Source organism: Flavobacterium sp. GT3P67 (assembly GCF_004349155.1).
GTDB classification, from domain to species: Bacteria; Bacteroidota; Bacteroidia; order Flavobacteriales; family Flavobacteriaceae; genus Flavobacterium; species Flavobacterium ranwuense.
This window is the reverse complement of the sequence record NZ_SMLF01000003.1, coordinates 187,937-209,238: the sequence shown is the minus strand read 5'-3', so window position 1 is coordinate 209,238 and position 21,302 is coordinate 187,937. Positions and strand designations below refer to the sequence as shown.

At 36.9% G+C, this 21,302-nt stretch carries 5 protein-coding genes; 1 reads left to right on the top strand and 4 read right to left on the bottom strand.

The features are described from left to right. Positions 1 to 24 precede the first annotated feature (24 nt). On the top strand, positions 25 to 477 hold the full coding sequence (locus tag E0H99_RS07295) for a DUF4442 domain-containing protein (RefSeq protein ID WP_131993129.1): 453 nt from the start codon (positions 25 to 27) through the stop codon (positions 475 to 477). An 85-nt stretch (positions 478 to 562) separates the two neighbouring features. On the opposite strand, the gene E0H99_RS07290 is transcribed toward E0H99_RS07295, so the two are convergent. From E0H99_RS07290 to E0H99_RS07275, 4 genes are all read right to left on the bottom strand, one after another. Beyond that, entirely contained in the window at positions 563 to 796 is a 234-nt protein-coding gene (locus E0H99_RS07290) for a hypothetical protein (RefSeq protein WP_131993126.1), read from the bottom strand. Between the two features lie 150 nt (positions 797 to 946). Continuing rightward, entirely contained in the window at positions 947 to 7,954 is a 7,008-nt protein-coding gene (locus tag E0H99_RS07285) for a LamG-like jellyroll fold domain-containing protein (protein WP_131993123.1), read from the bottom strand. A gap of 439 nt (positions 7,955 to 8,393) precedes the next feature. Next, positions 8,394 to 14,138, bottom strand: coding sequence for a LamG-like jellyroll fold domain-containing protein (locus E0H99_RS07280; RefSeq protein ID WP_131993120.1), 5,745 nt, complete (start codon positions 14,136 to 14,138; stop codon positions 8,394 to 8,396). 401 nt (positions 14,139 to 14,539) lie between these two features. Continuing rightward, complete coding sequence (locus E0H99_RS07275; protein ID WP_131993117.1) at positions 14,540 to 20,944, bottom strand: choice-of-anchor D domain-containing protein; 6,405 nt, start codon at positions 20,942 to 20,944, stop codon at positions 14,540 to 14,542. Between the last annotated feature and the right edge of the window lie 358 nt (positions 20,945 to 21,302).

Genomic DNA, 21,302 nt, shown 5'->3' with positions numbered 1-21,302 from the left:
TATAAAAACAAATATTAGCTACATATGAAACTTACAGCGTCAAAACTTAATAAATTTCTCTTATTTAAATTACCGTCGGCATTTATCTGTGGTGTGCGTGTAAAAGAGATTGATGAAAACAAATGTGTGGTATCAGTAAAACACCGTTGGATTAATCAAAATCCGTTTAACTCCATGTATTTTGCTGTGCAGGCAATGGCTGCAGAGCTTTCTACAGGAGCTTTAGTAATGTTCCAAATTCAAAAAAGCGGGAGAAAAATATCTATGCTCGTCGCTAATAATAAAGGGAATTTTACCAAAAAAGCCACAGGAAGAATCACTTTTACCTGTAAAGATGGCTATCTAATCGAACAAGCGATTCAAAAAACAATTGCTACTGGAGAAGGACAAACCTTCTGGATGAAGTCTATTGGAACGGATGAAAAAGGAGTTCAAGTATCCGAAATGGATTTTGAATGGAGTGTAAGAGTCAAATAAAAAATGCTGAGATTTATTAAAATGGAAAAACGCCTCTAAATCTAGAGGCGTTTTTTATAGGAAATTAAAATTTATATTTTTTAGATTAGCATTTTTTTCCACTTGCTTTTGCCGTTGAGACATCGCACTTTTTTCCTTCGGCCTTGCATTTTGCTTGGCATTTTTCTATTTCATCAGCACTCATTGCTTTTGATTTGGAATCTTTTTTAGCACAACAGGATTCTTTTTTTGCTTTTTCTTTTGTGGCAGTTTTACTTTCTTGCGCACTAAGATTTACAGTCAGAAATGCGATTGCTATACAGGTTATTATCTTTTTCATTTTTTGTAAAGTTAAAATTGGTTTTATTTTTTGCTTTGGATGTAAATCCAAAATTATAATTCAAATATAAATAATAATTTAAATCAATTGTTAAAATTCAGGTTAATGTTTACTTAATTGAATCGGATTTTATTACTGGAAATATCCCTTTTATTTGATAATGATTTTTTTGCCGTAATCCCCTTTTGAAGTTTTTAGTTTTACTATGTATACTCCTGAACTTAAATTTTTGATTGGAATTTGAATTTTGGTTTGATTCTCATCTTTCACATCCCAATTTGCCATAGCTTGTCCTAATAAATTAAAGAGATGAACTTCGTTTACAGTTGCGTCAAGAATTTTATTTTGAATAATTAAGACTTTATAATTGTTGGAATATAAAACTATAAGTCCATCATTCAAATTATTCTCTTCAACATCAAGTGTTTTATTTGTGAATTGTAAGGAGAAACGGTTTTTGTATTCACCAATGGCTAACGAAATTGTAAAATCACTATTCCGGATGTCATGATAAATGCCTGTAATGTTATCATGTAAATAGATTTTGGTAGTCTCAGGTATGTTTTCTAATGCATCAATCTTGATAGTTGCTTTACCTTCATTTGCTATAGCAAGACCTATAGGGATTATTTGATTCACATTAAAATCGGGAATTGCTTGAATCACAAACTGACTGTTACTCAATTCCCAATACATATCATTCTCATTCATGTCGAACATTTGTGCATCATAACCAATATCAAAAAGAGGGGTTGTATTACTGTCTGCTCCAACTAATAGTTGTCGGTGCATACCCACAGGAGAGTCAAAACCAAGTCTTATTTTTGATCTTGTATCTATATCAGTATCTGTTTTTTTTGTGTTTTTAGTTCCCGCAGTTTTCATGAAAATGGAACTCGACGAAGTTTCTCTCACGAATACCCTTTGACTATTTTTAAAATTAATATAACCACCATCAACGGTTGTTGTTGTCCCATTTATGGTAGGGTCTAAATAGGCATCCACAAAAAATCCTTGTCCTACGGGTATGTAACGTCCAGGTACTTTTGATCCCCATGAACCATCATTTACATTTAAAGGGCTGTCATTAATAGCTTTAACACCTCCGGTTAAAGTATAAGTTGCATAACCACCCTGATATTCAGCCAATATATGATTGTCTGACTTACCAAAATGATCCCAGAAATAGAGCGCGCCATTAAATACATTTTTGCCCTCAGCATTTCTGCCCGCTAAATTATCTAAAATAAATTCGTTGGCATCGAGTGCGGATGGATAGGGATTTCCTACTAAATAGGTTTGAATTGGAGGTAAGGGCAGTGTAATGGTTCCGGAATTGGGTTTCCCGACAAATACATGATTTTGTGTTACATCAAGATCTGCTGCTCCACCTGTTCCTTTCATCGTAAATCCTTCTCCTGCTTTTAATGACCCAGTATTTCCAATATAGTTCCATTGGAAATAATCATCCCAATCTGTATTAGAATCGGGTGTTGCTGAATTGTATGACCATATCCAACGGTTACTTATATTTATAAAAGTTGTATTGGGCCCGTCGGCAAAAAAGGCACCGTCACCAAAAGTTATAGTTTTCGGATCAGCAGAATTTGTACCATCTCTTAAAATACCTGGAACGTTATGCGGCGTATTATTAATGAGCCCTTGAATAGTACTTACGGGTGATGACCAATAATTGTAATTGAAACTATTTTTTTTGCCTTGTTGATCCCGTTCAATATATCCTAAACTGGTTGCATCAAAAATACTTTCGCTGAATTGAGTCGTAATAAATAATTGGTCCGTTGGATTATAAGTACCATATCTCTTTTGTACCAATTGTGATTCTCCTACCAGATCAATAGTACCATTCAATTTTAAATAAAGAGTTATCCATACCCCTTGACCGTCATTTTTTTCAATTGGAGTGGTTGGCGTAGGATCTGCAATTGTTAATTTACCTGCAGTTGAAATCAATCCTAATACGGTAATGTCTTTATTCCCAGAACTAATGTTGTGTGCCGTTTGTACAATATTCCAATCGATTAGAGTTCCATTATAACCAGTACTATTTGGATAATCCCAAACAGAATGACCGTATTTCCACGGAGTTGTACCGGCACCTCTATCGGTCCAATTACCATCTCTTATTGAAACATAGGGTAAAGGAGCAGTCTCTTCTTGAGAACTCGTAATATTTCTTAATTTGCCATCAACACCTTTTCCTCCAAAAGGTTTAAGATAACCACAGTCAATTAGATTCATACGGTAATAGCCTTTTAAATTTGCCCAATTTAAAGGTTGGTCATCAGTTCCGTCTTTATTGGCATCTGGCCCATTAATATCAATAGGTATTATTTCTCCTCTAACAGCAGCGCCATTATTGATAATTTGTTGATTCATCATTTGTCGTACATGGTCAGAACTTAAACCTATATCCCAAATTCTTAATTCATCCATCCATCCTGAAAAATGATTTACAGGTTTGTTTGGAGGGTTTCCTGTTTGGTCCATAGCTCCCGCAATGCACTCAAAGCTATTAATTGTTGGTGCAGAACCAGCAGAACGAATAACTTCAATTCCGTCAACATACAATATATAGATTCCACCACTATAGGTAACAGCAACATGATACCATCTATTGGTCGTTAATGGGAAGGGTGAAGTTATTTTACTTCCATTATTCCAATTAAAGGTTAGTATACTGCCTACAAGTCTTAAGTCATAACCATCAACAAGACTGTTTGCATTTCGTTTAGATAGAATGGTTTGGATGGTACTTAATGGGTTTGCTGGTTGTGGATCTGGTTTTACCCAAACTTCTATACTAAATGCAGTACCAAATGTACTATCTAATCCATAATTATTTTTAAAAGCTACATAATCATCAACGCCATCAAAATCAATAACATCACAACTGGTTAATGTTACTTGGACATCGCTAAAACAACCTGAAACATCTAATTTCCATCTCAAAGTATAAACTCCCGCATCACCTGAAAAGGATGAAGTTGGACTTTTGACATCAGAAAAACTATAGGTTCCACATGTATTTGTAGTGTTAAAGACGGACCATGTTCCTGTTGCTCCTGTGCCTGGATCATCACTAAAAGTATTAAGTGCTAATGGGTAGGCACCTTTAGCCTTATTTTGTTCTGCAGTTTTAGTATTATCAAACGCATTAAGATTAACCGTTCTTTCTCCACACTCGGCATTGGTATATCCCATAGCTTCACCGGCATAGGCATAATTTACTACTACAGTCGCTATTGCCGTTCCGTCTGGATCATATGCTCTACATCCGTTAATTAAACTTGTTGCTCCGTATTTATGGACGCCAGGCGATGTAGGCGGAAAAGTATATGCCACCTCTAATTTACCTTTTACAATATACACCCCAGGTTCTCCAATTCCATCGGTCCATTCTAACTCATCACTATAAGGTTTAACAGGAATTGTAATATTGTCTATTGCCCATACACTTTCATCAGTTGTTCCAAAAAAGGTCCACTTCACTCTAAGATTAGTAAGGCCGCCAGCAGGAATTTCTTTAATGTATTCATATAAATCAAAACAGGAGTTATCGTTTGCAAACATATAATAACTAGCAGTTGAAGGAGAATGATTCTGCCAATCCCAAGTTAATGGAGGGTTTGTTCCAATTAGTTCTTGTAAGGGAATGTCATAAGTTGCTCCGCCATCTAAGGATAACTCTAACTTAGCATAATCTCCCGCATGTAGATTATACGCTTGATCGAAACAGATAGACGCTTCTGCTAAACCTTCCAAACTAAATATCGGAGTTTCTAAAGTTGTTGGTCCTACACCAAACTTAGAAATATAAGCGGCACTATTATAATTACCATGAGCCATTCCAAATTTCTTCCCCGCTGTGCCATTATCATATTTTATTATATAGGATGTACCTACATTTTTAGCATCATTGGTTCCTGTCCAGTTGTTGACTTTTGTGTTATTTGCTGCTGCTGTCCATGCCGTTCCTGCTACTTCTCCATCAATTTTCCATTGCGTTGGATCCCACTTTTCTGGAAATTGTCCCTCATTAAAATCTCCACCATCTCCTACTGCTACTGTCGAAGCATATCCGCTACGAGCTACTAAACTAACTTGATCACCAAGACAGATATTGAATAAATTTTGATCTAAAATTGGTGGTACATCAGGAGGAATTGCATGTACGTTTACCATATTTGAATATTTCGTACAGTTTCCTACTTGAATTAGCGCTCTAAATAAAGTGGATTTAGTGTTGCTAAAATTAAAGATAGTATTATAGGTGTGGGTGTCAGCAGTATTTGGAATAGCACTCCATGTAGTACCTCCAGCTTCGAATTTTTCCCAACGAACAATTGTACCTGTTTCACCTGATAAATTTATTCTAATTGGGTTTGAATCATTTGGACAAGAAGTTATGGCTATATTGTCAGTAGCAGCAGGGGTCGGAACTATGTCACTAATATAGCCTGACAATGATCCCCCAGAAATTGATGGTGCTGTCAGTATTACATTTTGTGTTTGAGTTGTTGTGTTTCCGTTACCATCATTGTATGTCCAAGTTACTACTGTAGTTCCTTCTGTTGTAATTGGGAATGGAGTTGTTGTTGTACCAGTAATTGTTCCTTTACAAGTATCAGTTGCTGTTGGTGCAGGTAAAGTGGTTAACTCACATCCTGCTTTGTTAACATCTGGTAAGTTTGGTGTTGTGTCTGGTACTGGTGCTATTGTGTCATCGATAATTACATTATGACTTGCTGCGATTACAATACCATTGCCAAAATCAAAAGACCAATTGACAGGATATGTTCCTTGGGTATTATAAATTGATGGATCTCCTGTCGTTCCGGTTACTGTGACACCACAGTTATCCGTTGCCGTTGGTGCCGTTAATGTAGCTGTACATTGTGCCGTTACATTAGTTAAAGTTACTACTGGTTTTGGATTCACAGTTACATCTACGGTAAACGTCGTACCTGGACATCCGGCAGCAGTTGGTGTTACGGTATAGCGAACCACACCTGTTGTAGTGCCTGAATTGGTTAATGTCTGGGCAATTGTAGATCCACAAGCGGCTGCACAATTACTAAATCCAGTTATTGTTCCGCCAGGCGGTGTTATTTGTATAGCTGTCCAAGTAAATGTTGTGCCGCTTACTGTTGAGTTTAGTGTAACACTAGTGGTTCCTTTACTGCAAATGGTCTGAGCTGAAGCAGAACCAATAGGCTTTGGATTTACCATTATAGAACCTGTAGCGGTTACAGTTCCACAGCCTCCAGTTAAAGTTATGGTATAATTATATGGCGAAGCGACTGAAACAGAAGGAGAGCCACTTATAGTTACTGTGTTTGCTGACCAGCTTCCAGAGACTCCAGTTGGAAGTCCAGTGAATGTTACACCGGTTGCTCTGGTAGTTGTATAAGTAATATTGGTTATCGCCGTGTTGATACATCTTGTTTGTGCATTTGTGCCTGCTGCCGATGATAAAGTAATTGTGTTATTGGGTGTTACCGTTATAGAACCTGTAGCGGTTACAGTTCCACAGCCTCCGGTTAAAGTTATGGTATAATTATATGGTGAAGCGACTGAAACAGAAGGAGAGCCACTTATAGTTACTGTATTTGCTGACCAGCTTGCAGAGACTCCCGTTGGAAGTCCACTGAATGTTGCACCGGTTGCTCTGGTAGTTGTGTAAGTTATATTTGTAATTGGAGTAGAAATACAAGTAGTTTGTGCATTTGTGCCTGCTGCCGATGATAAAGCAATTGTGTTATTGGGTGTTACCGTTATAGAACCTGTAGCGGTTACAGTTCCACAACCTCCGGTTAAAGATATGGTATAATTATATGGCGAAGCGACTGAAACAGAAGGAGAACCACTTATAGTTACTGTATTTGCTGACCAGCTTCCAGAGACTCCCGTTGGAAGTCCCGTGATAGTTGCACCGGTTGCTCCAGTAGTTGTGTAAGTTATATTTGTGATTGGAGTAGAAATACAAGTGGTTTGTGCATTTGTGCCTGCTGCCGATGATAAAGCAATTGTGTTATTGGGTGTTACCGTTATAGAACCTGTAGCGGTTACAATTCCACAGCCTCCGGTTAACGTTACTGTATAATTATATGGTGAAGCGACTGAAACAGAAGGAGAGCCACTTATAGTTACTGTATTTGCTGACCAGCTTCCAGAGACTCCCGTTGGAAGTCCACTGAATGTTGCTCCTGTTGCTCCAGTAGTTGTGTAAGTTATATTTGTGATTGGAGTAGAAATACAAATGGTTTGTGTATTTGTGCCTACTGCCGATGATAAAGCAATTGTGTTATTGGGTGTTACCGTTAGCATTCTGTCTGCGGTTGTCGTACCGCACAGCCCAGTTGAAGTGGCGGTGATAGTAGCTGTTCCGCTGAACGCCGCATCCCAATTCATCACCCCGGTACTTACATTTATTGTTCCCGCTGCTACCGGTAATACCGAATATACTACTGAAGTGCTGTTGGCAGCCGTTGCAGTATAAGTCTCATCAGATGCATTCTGGCATACTGTGGTTGCTCCCGCTGTAAAGCTGGTTGCTCCTGTTGAAGGATTTACAGTAACCACAATCTCAGCTCGATCACTTTCGCAACTTGGTCCTCCGCCATCTCTACTGACCCAATATGAAGTGGTTCCTGCAACACTGGTATCAAGTGTTGGAGCTATAGAAGCAGGTATTCCTCCTGTTGATACAGTATACCAAAGGAGATCCGTTAAAGATCCTGAAATAGCATCCTCTATAACAGAGGCCGCATTTAAACAATAATTTAAAGGAGAAACATTTGGAGTGTTGGGTTTTACATTTACACTTACACTAAGAGCAGCTGTTATCGTTCCTACACAGCTAGAACTAGGAGCGCCATCAAAAGTAACAGTAATGTCATAGTTTCCGGCAACACTACCCCAATCAATCGTTATTGTATTGTCAGTTAGCGAACCTCCAGAACTAAGAGTTCCTCCAGAAAATGTCCAACTATAATTTGATCCACCAGATACAGCTGTATACGTTTCAGTTGTATTAATGCAAACTTTATTATCTCCGGAGAGAGTCTGACACTGCCCAAAGCTATATAGTGAAGTTAGAAACAATAGAATTATAAAGAAGTAATTTTTTTTCATAATAGTCACACTTTTTAATCAAACAATTAAGATTTTGTAATCGGGACATAGAATAATCTATGACATTTACAGAAGTAAAATAAAGTTTATTATTGTGGTATTATTTGCAATGAAAAAATTAATCAAGCTGTTGTTATTCTCTATGTTTTCTTTTAGAATAGATATTCAAAAATGACAAAAGGATGATTTTATTCGGATTGTATATATTGTTTTTTTAGGTTTTGTAAACTTAACAACCTTAAAATTAAGAATTTATAACTAAATTTTATTAAAAAAATCTTTTTTTCGATAAAAGGATTTTATCTCCCGATAAACTACTCGTTTTAATAAAATTAAGCTTGGAGGTTTTCTTTTTTTCTTTTTTCAGGAACAATTTTGACATAAAAAAAACTGTCTTTTCAGACAGTTTTCTCTTTTTTAAAGTTTATTAATCCTAAGATTATTTAATAATTATTTTTTTACTGAGTGCTCCTTTAGAAGTTTTGAGTTTTACAATATACACTCCTGAACTTATTTTTTTGATTGGAAGCTGTATGTCATATTGTCCTTGATTTTCAATTTTCCAAGTGGTGATTGATTGTCCAATAATATTGAATAAAGTCACTTCTTGAACAGTTATATCTATTGCTTTATTGTTGATTATTATTGTGTTTTTGCTTTGTGAATGGGCTATTTTTATTTCATTATCAATACTGGTTTCCTCATTAAGATTTAGTGTTTTGTCTTTGAATCGTAATGAAAAACGGGAATTATGTTCGCCTTCAGTAAGATTGATTTCAAAAGCTTCATTTCGGATATTATAGTACATTTTGGTGTCATCATCGTATAGAAAAATAGGTTGGTTTATATCAAAGTTTTCTAAAGCATCGATTAGGAATTTGACTTTCCCTGCAGCATCCGTTTTTACTCCAATAGGGTAGGAAGCATTGATGTCAAAAAATCCTTCGCCTTGAATTACCAATTGATTTTCTCCATTCAAAAAATACATATCATTGGGAAAGTCATCGATATTTAAACCATCATAACCGTAATCCATTTCGCTGGTTGCTTTTTCATTCATAAATCCTAATAATACCTGTCTGTGGTAATCGTTATGGGAATTAAATCCCAATCGAATTCTTTTAAAAGTATCTTTTTCTATAGGATCATTGTCATTATTAGTATTACTCAACGATTTTTCCTTTTTATCATTGTGTCCAATTTTATACATTACATTAGAATTCAAAGCGTCATTTTCTTTATGAAAACCTCTTTGGCTATTTTTAAAGATAACTGTACCGCCTGAACCAATTTTTCCATTCACAAAAAAGCCTTGGCCTACTGGAATATATCGGTTAGGAATCCCTCTTGATGGGGTTCCTGATTGGCTGATGAAATCAATACCAGCTGCTGATGGCGCTAAACCCCCAGTTAAATTTCGTGCAGCATATCCACCTTGATAATCACGTAAAATATGGGTGTTATTGGTTGCATAATGTTCCCAAAAATATAAAGTGCCATCTGTAGAGGGATTTGAGAAAGTTTCTAAAGAAAGTATATTATCAGTTATAAAAGCGTCGGCATCTAATGCAGATGGATATGGGTTACCGGTTAACAATAATTGATCATCACCAACAGTATTTGTTGTTATCGATCCATTATTCGGTTTTCCAATGAAGGTATAATTTTGAGTTCCTGATGATGCTCCACTTCCTTTTAATGTAAATCCTTGACCTACTCGTATTGGATCATTTTCATTTATTTGAACCCAATTAGCATAATCATTAGCATAATCATCAAATTTATAAAGCCAGTAACGAGCTAGACTAATTGGAGTTGTTGCAGCACCGTCATAGCCACCTATCCAATTTATTGCAATTGGTGTTACTGGATTGGTTCCATCTTTCAAACTGCCAGAAACGGTGTAGTCAGCGTTATTTGTAGTTGTATTTATTGGGCTGACTGGAGAACTCCAATAATTATAATTGTATAAATTAGATTGTCCTTTTTGATCTCTTTCGATATATCCTGAGCTTGTAACGTCTAAATCACTTTCCGTGGTTTGCACCAACTGTGACATCCCAACTAAATCAATTTTTCCATCTAATTTTAAGTACCAATCATTTTGTATTTTGGTATCATTGTTCATTATAATATTTTTTCCTGCATCCACCAGCATGCCTAAATCAATGTTGTTAGCCGTTTCTGTAATGTCATGTTTTACATGTACTATCGACCAGTTTTGTTCCATAATATCTTCTCCTCTGATTTCTTTTGTAGGGCTGTTTACCGCTGTTGAAAAACTTCCATTTCGTTCTGTTAAAAATGGCATAGGGGCTTGTTGAATATGAATGTTCTTATGGTTGTAAATTTTTGTTCCAATGATATCAATTGCAGGAGTTGTCAGGTCATCAATGATATCATCTTTATAATTGTCCATTCTGTAATAACGAAGCAAATTAGCAAAAGGCAAAGGAATAGGAGAGGTGGCTACGTTTTTTGGGACAATTGTACCTCTAATTTGTGAACTGGTATCTTGAATTTCCTGATATACCATTCGTTGTAATTGGGAATCGGTCAAAGCCAAATTAAATACTCTTACTTCATCTATTTTTCCTTTAAAATATTTTGTATTACTGCTTGGATCTCTTCCTAAAGTGAGAAGCGATGCATCTGCTGAAATGCTTCCTGTTTTAGCTTGGCTTGCCACCAAAGCACCGTTTAAATATAACTTTATATTGGCACCGTCATAGATTACCCCAACATGATACCATTGTGATACATTTAAGGTGGTATTAAAAAGGACTGAAGTTCCATTAACAATTCCTTCTAATTTTTTAGCAGCTGTTATTCGTATTTGGAAATTATTTTGTCCTACAATGACTCCTTCCGAAGAAAATGCAGGGTTTAAATTAACCCATGCCATGAGCGATGCATTGGCTAAACCTCCAAGGATTGCTGTGCTTTGTCCATAGTCATTTCGTCCATCAAAATCTAGAAATAGTTTTGTGCGGATGTCTCTTGGTGAACCCCACTGAAACGTATTCGTATCAAAAGTATCCAGAATGCCATCTTTGTCAATGTCAGTTGTTCCATCAATAATTCCATTATTATTAGTGTCTAAAATTTTATAGTCATAAATCAATAATGTATTTGCAATATCAAATGTACTTCCGTTAGATATCACATCAAGATAATCGGGGATTCCGTCGGTATCTGTGTCTTTTAGATAGGTAGTAGCTGGATTTGCAGTTGCAATACCTTGTCCTAAATTTCCGTATTGGTTTGTTGCTCCCGTACCATAGTCGTAAATGTCTAATATTCCGTCTCCAAAACCTTCTGTTATTCCATCTCCATTAATATCTTTACTTCTAAATGTTTCTGATTCCGGACCATCTCCTGTTCCGTCCCCATTGATGTCTCCGTCCCCATTTACATATCCAGAAACAGCATTTGTATTTCCTGCCCCAGATTCATCCAAGTCGAAAAGACTGTCGTTGTCACTGTCTAAATCTATATAATTTGGGATTCCATCACTATCAGAGTCTAATGCTGGTAATGCAGCTGTGGATTCGGCACTATCAAGGAGTCCATTTCCGTTGGTGTCAACCCAAGTCACATCTATTCTTCCTTTAGCATTGCTCAAGTTTCCTAAGCCAGTTTCAATAACATCTTCAATACCATCATTATCGGCATCCAAATCAAACATATCGGCAACTCCATCATGGTCTAAATCACATAAAGTTTGTGAAATTAGGATGTCATCCAATGCAAGGTCATTACCGCCACCACCAGGAGCATTATTTTTGAAACGGATGGTAAAGGCATTCACATTTCCTAAGTTGACACTAGTAGTGAATTGTTTCCAAACTCCTTGACTGCAGGTATTGTCCGTAGTGCTTCCAGAGCACCTTCCGATGTCTCCTGTGTTGAAAGTCGTAAGAAGATTGTTTGATAAATCATAAAATTCTACTGTTACATTGGGTAAAATTGAGCCTGGGAAAGTAGAGGGGGCCATTATATTTAATACCCAAAAACTGTAGGTTACAGGCAGATTGGACAGGATTCCTGTTATCGTTGTTTCGTAAAATGTGCCTGGAGTAAAACTGGCGTTAAAAACCGCCATTCTTCCATTGGTGTCCCCTGTGGTATGATCTTCGCCATTGTACCAAGCTAAATCACCATGAATATTTTCAGGGTCGCTGGCTACTGTTCCCGTTATTTTAGAAACCACCGTGTATTCCCCATCGTCTAGTATCCAGGTTGATTGGCTAGGACATGCTGTCGTGTTAGTGCCTGCAATTCCGTCTTCATAGCAATAGGTTGTTGTTGCATTATAAGCAGCTGTAAAGCTTGAAGTCCTTCCTCCTGTCCCGAAGGTTTCATTTAAAAACTTATAATCTACTTTATGGCCATTTGAGCTGTTACAATTTGTTTCCTCAGTAGCATCTAGAATACCATCATTATCATCATCTATATCAAAATTGTCATATACACCATCCCCGTCGCTATCAAAAAAGGTTTGAATTCCAGTACCTTGAATAGAAAAATCATAAGGATTTTCATTAGTATCGCCGTTTACAATTGAAATTGCGGCCGTTTTTAAACCTAAGGTATTAGGATTAAAGCTGACAGAAAATGTAGAACTGCCTCCCGCAGCAATTGAAGTACTCGGACTAGTGGTAACTGTGAAATCGCCAGCGTTAGTTCCGGAAATAGTTAGGACTCCTATGGATAAGGGGGAAGTACCCGTATTTTGAATGGTATATGTTTTTGTAATGATTCCTGTACTAGTTTCCATTGACCCAAAGTCGGTCCAATCTGTGGGACTTGGAATTGCATCACCATCAATAATTGAAACAGCGTTTCCCAGAATATTTATTTCGGGTAAATTTACGGTTGCTACTATAGCTGTTCTTGCGGCAGAAACACATGGACCATTAACCGCTTCAATATAATAGGTTGTCGTTGTAGCAATAAATGGCGTGGTAAAACTGGGTCCTGTTCCTAAAGCACTTCCTCCAGTTGATGCTGCAAACCAAGAAATTATTCCGGCAGAAGCAGTTGCGGACAAATCAACTGTGCCAGAGCCAACTCTAGAAGCGGGAGTTGTACCTGTAATTGTAGGAGTGGCATTTACGGTTACGTTTGCAGTATTATTTGTACCAATGTTAGAACTACAATTATTAGGAGTAGTTCCACCACTTGTCAGATTTGTAATTGTTATAGTAGTTGTACCGGAATTTGAAAGTGCGCTTGTGGTAAAAATTCCTGAACCGGCACTTGTAACCATCATAGTTGCGGTATTGGCTGTAGCGGTATTGGCTCCTGTTAAGTTGTATGTTACAGTATAAGTTCCTACTGGTAGTCCTGCTGCTGAGGATGTTACTAATGCACTGGCTGTGTTGCTTGGACAGATTGGAGTTGCCGATAGAGTTGCCGTTAAACTATAAGTAGGGCAGGTCCATGAGATAATTACTTGACCTTTGTAGCCATTCCCGCCTGATCTATCTGCACCGGTTCCTGCTCTAGCCCCAGCTCCAGCACCGCCAAAAGCAGTGCTTGAATTTCCGTCGCTACTGATATCTAAGCCTGTTGCCCCTGCACCACCTCCAGTAACTGCAGCACCTCCAAGCATTATAAGAGCACTATTTCCATTTGAGATTGTTCCTGCGCTTCCGCCACCACCGCCACTTGATACCCCTAATGCTGCACCGGTTCCACCTGCCCCTCCATAATAATTAAAACCAGATGACCAGCCAATATTGCCACTTGTGGATGCAGTTGCACCACCAGTAGTTGAAAGATTACCACTTGCACCGTTACCACCATTACCACCAACAGCTAATAATGTAGCCGTTGACCCGAACCAAGATGAATTTCCTGCACCACCTGTGCCTGTTGAACCAACTCCGCCTGTTCCAACAGTAACAGTATATGTAGTGCCTGGAATTACTGTAATGGATGTATTCTTAACATAGCCGCCACCGGCACCACCGCCACCAGCAGATGGATTTCCTGTTGCACCACCACCAGCGCCTCCTCCTCCCCAAGCTTCAACTTGTATCCAGGTCACCCCAGCAGGAACAGTAAATGTTCCAGATGTGGAAAAGGTTTGAGTCGTTTGTGAAATTCCAAAAAATGTAATGAAAAGGAGAACAATTGTAAAAACTAATTTTTTGCTTATTAAAGTAATTTTATTCATAGTCTAATTACTGTATTTAATTAAGGTTCAGTTTTTTATCTTTTGAGCGTGACTTGTTTGAGTGATATTTTATGGACTAAAGTTAAATGTATTATTGTGATTAATCAGCTAAAGTGCAAATAAAATCGACAAAATACATTTTTATTTAAATATTGTAGTTTAATTAATACAAAATAATTAATTTTTATAAAAAAATAAATAGGGACTATTATGGGGAAATAGTTACTGGTTTCTAAATTTTCAATATTTATTACTATTCAAAAAAATGTAACCATAGATATTTAGTTAATCTTAATTAACAGTTTATGATTTTAATGAATCATTTTTAATTGGTCTAATTGTATAAAAAAAGACTTCCCGGTTAGGAGAAGTCTCTTTCTGAAGTGTTATTTTATTTTAAATTATTTGACGATAATTTTCTTACTGATATTCCCTTTGGAAGTTTTCAGTTTTACGATATAAACTCCTGATTTTTTGTTCTGAATAGGTATTTTAATACTGGTTTGTTCCTTGTCAGTCACATCCCATTTAGATATTAATTTTCCTTGGATATTAAAAAGTGACACGGCAAGAACTGTATTGTCATTTGCATCATTTGTTATATTCAAAACATTATTAGAACGGGTAAAGACTACTTGAACGGTATTTTCATAAGCAGGATCTTTTACGCTAAGGGTTTTATCCGTAAAACGTAATGAGAAACGATCAGTAAAGTATCCTTCAGGAAGTTCTATTTCATAAAGGGTATTCTTTATACTATTATAAGTATCCGTTTCTTTATCGTAAACAAAAATATTTTGGTTTTCATCAAAATTTTCTAATGCATCAATACCAAAAGATACTTTTCCAGCTGCTTCCATTCGAACAGCAATAGGGAAGGAGGCGTCTTCATCAAAATAACCTTCTCCTTGTATCGCTAATTCATTTTCACCATTCAATAGATACATATCACTTGGAGATTCATCAATATTAAAGGCATCGTAACCATTATCCATAGCACTTGTTGCTTTTTCGTCCATAAAGGCCAAAAGCACTTGTCTGTGGAAGGTTTTGTCGATAACATTAAATCCTAGTCGTACTTTTTTATGAGTGTCTTTCTCAATTGGAGCATTGCTATTGTCCGTCCAATGGCTAGAAGCTTTTGGACTAACCGGAATTCTATACGTTGTTTGGGAAACCCCAACTTCGTCTTCTTTATGAAAATCTCTTTGACTATTATTAAAAGTTACTGTTCCTCCTGTGCCAGCTATTCCAGCAACAAAGAAACCTTGCCCTACAGGAATATATCGGTTAGGAATCAACTTGCTTGTTGCACCAGACCCACTTATGAAATCTACGCCAGTAGCGCTTGGAGCGACTCCTCCAGACAGATTTCGTATGCCATAACCCCCTTGATACGCTCTTAATATATGGGTGTTGTTAGTTGCATAATGTTCCCAGAAATATAATGCTCCATCAATTGCGGGATCAGTAATAGATGTTTCAACTGAACCAATGTTATCGGTTATAAATTTATCAGCATCTAATGCAGATGGATAGGGATTCCCTATAAGTAACAATTGATCTGCGAGTACTGTGTTTGTTATAGTACCGTTATTTGGTTTTCCTAAAAAGGTAAGGTTTTGTGTTCCCGAAGTTCCCGGCCCTTTTAGGGTAAATCCTTTACTTGCTGACAATGATCCTGTTTCACCTATTTGAGTCCAATTGGCGTAGTCATTCGCTAAATTATCGAATTTAAAAATCCAATAGCGTGCTAAACTAAATGGAGATGTTGCTCCATCAAAACCACCAACCCAAGTTATCGTTGCTGGTGCTGCAGGATTTGTTCCGTTTTTTAAAACTCCGGCCACAGTAAAAGCATTATTGTTTGTAGTGGCGTTAATTGCACCCACAGGTGAACTCCAATAGTTATAATTATACTTGTTAGATTGTCCTTGTTGGTCTCTTTCTAATGAACCCGAACTGGTTGCATCTAAGTCGCTGCCTAGTTTTTGTATCAATTGTGATCTTCCCACTAAATCAATTTTTCCATCTAGTTTCAAGTAATGAGAAACTTCAATTTTAGTTCCATCAGTTTGTAATCCTCCGACTGTTGTAGCAGTCAATGTATTACTATTTACAAATAACCCTAAAACGGTTTTATTTCCTATCGAAGTAATATTGTGACTTGTTTTTACAATATTCCAATCTATAGTTTCAGTATCATCTACTATTGATAAACTATAAGGTAAATCTTGAACGGTATTATTTTTCCATGTTACAGGAGTTTCCCAGTAGCCATTTGCTAATGACTCATATGGTAAGGGTGCGGTTTGCAAATCTACTGTTGTTAGATTTCGTAATGCAGCCGTATTATTGTTGTTTGATATGTCTTTTGCATTAGTAAAAGTATAGGTAGACATAGGATAATAGGCGCTTAAATTTGACCAAGGAATACTACTAATTTCATTCGATGTAATGCTATTAGGAATAATTTTTCCATTAGTAGCTATACCATTACTGAGAATTTCTTGATTCATTACATAACGTAATTCTTTTACCGAGAGTGCAACATTCCAAACGCGAACTTCATCGATAGTACCATTAAAGAAAGAGGTAGGTGTTACACCATCTGCAGCTGCTATCAAGAAAGATTGTGTTGGATTGGCAGGTACATTACTTAATATTTTGCTTGCATCTTCAAAACCATCGATATATAATTTTGCAATTGAGGTGGCATTATCATAAACCACGCATACATTATGCCATTTTTCTGTAGGCATTATTATAGAAGATGTTATAGTTTGTTTTGTGCCATTAAACCAACTCATCTCAACTTTTCCGGATGCATTTATACTTAAATCATACCCTGCGGTATAAGGGTTGTTTCTTTTGGAAAGAATTGTTTGGTTGATAGTACTACTTTTTATCCAAGCAGAGACTGTAAATGATGTGTTTAAATCTAAAACTTTACCAGCATCTAGATAATCATTTACACCATCAAAATCGATAGCTCTTTCAAAAGTTCTTTCTGGAGCATAACCAAAAGTAATATATTTAGTTCCGTCAAAATCATAATCAGTTTCTAGCTTTGACCCGTTAACGCGCATAACTCTATATTCTGATGTTGGATTAAATTGAGGAGTACTCGATATAAACATCAAGAAATCACCAGGAGGAGTTATCGTAGAGGTAAGTAAAGTAGAAGGTATAGAAACTTTACAAGAAGGAATGTTACCGCCAGTTTCTTTTACTCTCCAAGTTCTTCCTATTGAAATAAAATCAACTTCAGTAGTTAATGAAGGTGATATCCCCGAACTCATGTTTACTATTACTGCGGGTTGAGCAAGCAGTGTTCCATTATTACTTCCCCAAACTAAAAACTCTTTATCGTTAATAAAATTATTTGGGTTATCGGAGTTTTTATTATAAATACCGCCAAGTCCTATGGTGACATCATCAATTATATTTTCAGTTTTAGATTGTCTTTGTTTCAATTCAGATTTATCATCACGGCCTATTCCAGCAATATTGTAATTAAATCCTGTACTTGCATCGTAAATTGATGTAGCTGCATTTATAGAAGCAGAGTTATAATAATCCAGACTTGTTCCATTACTTCCTAGTGTAATACCATATTTAATAGCTAAATAAGTCTCTATTCTCCTCCTGTCAGTTGCAGTATTACTGGTGTTATAATTGATTACTTCAAGAAAATCTCCATTAAAACTAGGACCAAAAGCTTCACTGGCTCCTAACCAATATCTGGAGTTTAGAATATCCTTATATGGTATATAAGTACCAGGATCTGTTAATTTTTCAGTTGTTGATAATAAAGTGCCATTGTTGAAGATACCCATTTTTGTGGATCCTGTGCCCGACCCAACATATCTGGGATTAAAAATATTAACTCCAGTATAAGATTTTGAGGTACTTATTTCACTGACTCCGTAAGATGTGTTAGCCCCTTGATTATATGCGAATACTTCATTTGTGAACCTACTCGAGGTATTCCCCATTTCAAAACCAGTTACATCTTGACTTCCTTTATTAATGGCAATATCATCACCACAATAAGTATCCATTGGACTTGTAGTAGAAGTTACAGTATTTGTTGGCTTAATAACTACAAACATATCCAAATTATTAAATCCTTGTCCACCTGCCATAGCATTTGCCCCATTAAAATGAATAACTGGATTAAAGTTGACATTATTAGTGGTATTGTGTAGAAATTTGGGTTCTTTACCTAATTTTGCAATGGCATCCTTAGTACTTCCTGTTGTTTTGTCTTGCCAAGTTGTTATAGCAACATTGTCAGCAACACTTCCAATATTACTATCAGCTTTTAGCCAAAATTTAAGATTAGAGGTAACTCCTCCTGGAGCAACTGTTAACGCAACTGGGACCTTAATTTCTGCTGATACAACAAAATCATAAGAGGTCTCACTTGGAGTACCCACATTATCTGTGTTTGTTACTGTGATAGTAGCCGTTTTTACACCTACTGCCGCAGTAGGAGTAAATGTAACCACAAAACTGGTAATCCCGCTAGCAGCTAATGAACTCGTAGGGATTATACTCGCTGTAAAGAAGCCTGCTGGCGTCACATTAACAGTAGTTGTTATTCCCAATGCAGTAGTTCCATAATTATAGATTTGAAAAGGAATCGCTATTTTTGTGGTTGTATCGGTGATTCCAAAGTCGGTTTGATCTAAAACACTTGGTGTGGTATCTCCATCAACAATAGAAACATCATTTCCTTGTATGTCTATTTCCCTACCTGTAACTGTCGTATTTCCCGTAATAACAAAATCATAAATACTTTCATTACCATCGCTATTTGCTATGCTTACAATGGCTAAAAAATTTCCTGTGATGGCAGAGTTGAATGTAACTTGAAAGGTTAGACTTGAACTTGGAGCAATTGAATTGCTGCTTGGTTGACTTGTTACTGTAAATGCACCATCCCCGGTTATTACAACTCTAGGTGTTCCTGTAAGTGTTAAAAGACCAGTGCCTAAATTCTGAATGGTAAATGTTTTTACAATAGATGTTCCAGCCAATCCACTCCCAAAATCAGTGTTATTAGTTGTAGATCCACCAGATGTTCCATCAATAATATCAGTACTGTTTCCTTGTAGATTAATTTCTGGTGTTACCCCGGTATCTCCCGTTCCGGCTATATTAAAATTATTGGGATTTTCGTCTGCATCATCAGTGGTAAATGATAAAGTTGCATTTCGTGTGCCTATAGCTGTGGGAGTAAAGGTAATCGTAAAGGTGGCACTTGATTGAGGTGCAATTGATGTTGGGGGATTTGTTGCTACAAATTCTGAGGCATTTGTTCCTCCAATAGTTATACTGCCTAAATTTAATATTGCCGCACCTAAATTATTAATGGTATAAGTTCTGGTTAAACCTATGAGAAGATTGGAACTTCCTAGATTAGAAAAATCACCAGTACTTGGTGTAGTATCACCATCTGTAATAGTGAAGCCATTTCCTGAAACTGCAATTTCAGGATTATTTATAGTTGCTACAATAGCAACTCTTGGACTCGATGTACAAGATCCATTAGTAGCTTGTATGTAATAGGTAGTTGTAGCTGTAATAGATGGAGTAGTATAACTATTCCCTGTTACTAATGCTGTTCCTCCAGTTGCTGTAGTAAACCAAGAAATTGTCCCAACAGATGCTACTGCACTTAAGGGAACCGTGCCTGTACCTGTTCTTGAACCAGGCGTAGTTGAAGTTATTGTAGGGGTAGCTGATACTGTTATAGTTGCACTATTAAATAGTAAAATGTTATTACTACATGTTCCTGCGGCTAGATTTGTTATAGTTACTGTAGTTGATCCTGAGTTTGGTAAGGTACTGGTAGAAAAACTTCCTGTACCAGCAGTTGTAACATTCATAGTTGCAGTATTTCCTGAAGCAGTATTAGCTCCAGAAATATTGTAGGTTACGGTATAGGTGCCTACTGGCAGACCAGTTATACTCGAATTAACAGATACATTTGCAGCAAAAGTTGAACATAAAGGAGTTGCTACAGATGTGCTATTCAAGCTGAAAATAGGACATGTCCATGAAATGATTACTTGCCCATTTCCACCACCTCCACCAGATCTATCCGTTTTTGTTAGAGCATTTGCCCCTGCACCACCACCACCAGGTGGGGTACCAAAAGCTCCGTCTCCACTTTCTGTAGAACCATCTGCTCCTTTAACTCCTCCAGCTACTGCTGCACCCCCATTTTGGTCAATACCAGAATTTCCATTAGAGCCTGTACCTGCGCTTGATCCTCCAGCACCACCACCAAATAGACCATCACCACCTTTTCCTCCATAATAACTAAGAGGAGCTGTAAAACCCGTATTACCTGAGCTAACTGCTGTAGCTCCTGTAGTGTAGGTGTTATTCGTATTTGTAAAAGCTGCTCCATTACCACCAACGGCTAATAAGTAGGTTGTTGCACCGCTACTCAACGATGAAAATCCTCCAGATGTACCATTACCTCTGCTGCCTATACCGCCACTACCTACAGTTACTGTGTAATTTGTACCAGGTGTTACTGCATAGGAATTTCTTCTAGCATAAGCACCACCTGCACCACCACCTCCAGAAGAATTTGTTCCTGTAGCTCCACCACCTGCACCACCTGCGCCCCATGCTTCAATATTTATACTCGTTACTCCAGCTGGAACAGTGAAGGTGGAGCTTCCTGGTGTGTTGAATGTTTGTGAGGATTGAGAAAATCCAAAAAAACTAAGTAGTAAAAAATATAAAGTAAAAAGGGTGTTTTTTGAAAAGTAATTTTGAGTCATGAACTTTCGGGTAAGATATTTAGGCCATAAAACTACTTGTTTGTTTTTTACGAAACAACATTTTGTTGATAAAATGTTATAATTTTTTGCTGTTTATCGGGTTTTTTGTTTCATTTGTCGAAGATTTAAATGTGGTAAAGTCCCTACGGTACAGTGCTGTGTCTTGTAAATCCTTAAACTACCAATATCAGACTCCTGCGGGATTGCTCCGATAGGAGTTAAATGTTGATAAAAATAATTAATCTGCACCTATCTGAATGTTCCGTAGATTATTTGCAGGAGCAAATACCTCTATTGGGTTGATACAATATTTTATTTTTTTTATGACTATCCGTAACTAATACCAGCAATAATTTTT

What these genes read in the sequence shown, in the direction of transcription:
- E0H99_RS07290 (WP_131993126.1), bottom strand. Translation starts at nt 796, where the DNA reads ATGAAAAAGATAATAACCTGTATAGCAATCGCATTTCTGACTGTAAAT.
- E0H99_RS07280 (WP_131993120.1), bottom strand. Translation starts at nt 14,138, where the DNA reads ATGAATAAAATTACTTTAATAAGCAAAAAATTAGTTTTTACAATTGTT.
- E0H99_RS07275 (WP_131993117.1), bottom strand. Translation starts at nt 20,944, where the DNA reads ATGACTCAAAATTACTTTTCAAAAAACACCCTTTTTACTTTATATTTT.
- E0H99_RS07285 (WP_131993123.1), bottom strand. Translation starts at nt 7,954, where the DNA reads ATGAAAAAAAATTACTTCTTTATAATTCTATTGTTTCTAACTTCACTA.
- E0H99_RS07295 (WP_131993129.1), top strand. Translation starts at nt 25, where the DNA reads ATGAAACTTACAGCGTCAAAACTTAATAAATTTCTCTTATTTAAATTA.